Raw genomic sequence first — 1,425 nt, 5'->3', positions numbered from 1 at the left:
CCGCCGCTTTCTTCCCACCGCGGGCGCATCGTCCACAGGCCGGACGGCTGGAGCGCTCTTTCCGCTGCCGGAGCAGGCTGATCCACAGGGTGGCCGTGCTGACGTTGGCGCCGCTCATGGCCCGCCCGCCACGCTCGAGCCATGAGCGACGATCTGGCACCCAGCCCCGTGTTCGACACCCCCGCGCCTGACACCCCCGACGACGCCGCACCGACGCTCGTCGGCGCGTGGATGAGCCCCGGCCTCCTGACACATGACAGTGTCGTGCCGCATGACGATCGGCTGCCGGGCGATTTCGGTGCGACCGGCCCCGGGGCGGACGATCCCGACGCGGGCGGCCCGGCGGAAACCGGCCTCGGGTCGGACGAGGCGCCGTCGGCCAGCCAGCCGTCCCCTGCTGACCCGACGGCCGGTGAGTCGGCCGCTCCCGAAGACGCGCCTGCTCCGGAGAACGAGCCAGCTCTCGAGGACGGTCTCGTTCCAGGGGACGATCTCGAGTCGTGCGCGGCGACCCTCGCAGTCGCCGTCGTGCTCGAGCGCGGCACTCCGTCTGCATGGCGCGCCGTGCCGGTGCGTCAGGGCCTGAGCAGCGCCGTCATCGATGCGGTGATGACGCCCCGCGTCATGACGAGCACCGTCGACGCCGTCGTCGCCCGCCACGAGGCCGCGTTCGGGGCGGGCACCGCGTCGGAGCTGCTGCACGCGTTCGATCTCATGGGCGAGACGACGTGGCGGGAGGAGATCGGCACCGGCCACCGCACCCGCGCCAGTGTGGACGCACCCCACAAGAGCGCCGTCATCCGTCAGGCGGCGGCGCTCCTCGCGGGCCGAGGTATCGAGTCATGCGCCGACCTGGTGGCGGCCGCCCACGACGACGACCTCCGACGGGCCTGGTGCGTGCTGCCCGGCCAGTCGTCCGGCTCGACGTGGCGTCATCTGCTGCTCGCCGCAGGGTGCGACGACGTCATGCTGTGCCCCCTCACCCGATCCTTCGCGCGCCGCGCCACCGGCCACACCTTCACCGCCGACGAGCTCCACGCCGTCATCGTCTCCGCGGCCGTCCAGTTGGGCATCACGCCCGCCGCGATCGAGCACCAGATGTGGCGCGGCGCGCTCACGGCGAAGCGCCGCCGCCCCAGCGCGAGGGACGACGGCGCTGCGCGTGAGGGGGCCGATGAGCCCCCTGCTGTCGACGATCAGCTCTGACGGCGCAGACGCATCGCGATGCCCGCGCCGGCAGCCACCACGACGACAGCCAGGCCCGCGAGGCCTGTGACGGCGCGCTCGTTGCTCACGCCATCGGTGTCGACCTTCGGCCCCGTCGTCGTGGTCGGGGACGCGCTGTCAGAAGCGGAACCGGTCTCCGTCGCGCCGGTGGTGGAGCTCGTCGAACCGGCCGTCGGCGTCGTGGGCTCGGTCGTCGGC

Annotated in this window: 2 protein-coding genes; one reads left to right on the top strand and one right to left on the bottom strand. The window is 73.3% G+C overall.

Annotation, left to right across the window (positions count from 1 at the left end; translation table 11 throughout):
* The first annotated feature begins 141 nt into the window (after positions 1-141).
* Complete coding sequence (locus AX669_RS00710; protein ID WP_062255975.1) at positions 142-1,206, top strand: hypothetical protein; 1,065 nt, start codon at positions 142-144, stop codon at positions 1,204-1,206.
* Here the strand turns inward: AX669_RS00710 and AX669_RS13500 are convergent.
* On the bottom strand, positions 1,197-1,425 hold a 229-nt coding region (locus AX669_RS13500), incomplete at its 5' end, for a hypothetical protein (protein WP_197418814.1). The two genes, AX669_RS00710 and AX669_RS13500, sit on opposite strands and share 10 nt — an antisense overlap.

It is taken from the genome of Dermacoccus sp. CCH2-D9 (assembly GCF_001556795.1).
Classification (GTDB): Bacteria; Actinomycetota; Actinomycetes; order Actinomycetales; family Dermatophilaceae; genus Dermacoccus; species Dermacoccus nishinomiyaensis.
This window is presented reverse-complemented; position numbering and strand designations above follow the sequence as displayed.

Bases quoted from the DNA above. Each gene is read 5' to 3' on its own strand.
- AX669_RS00710 (WP_062255975.1), top strand. From the start codon at position 142: ATGAGCGACGATCTGGCACCCAGCCCCGTGTTCGACACCCCCGCGCCT.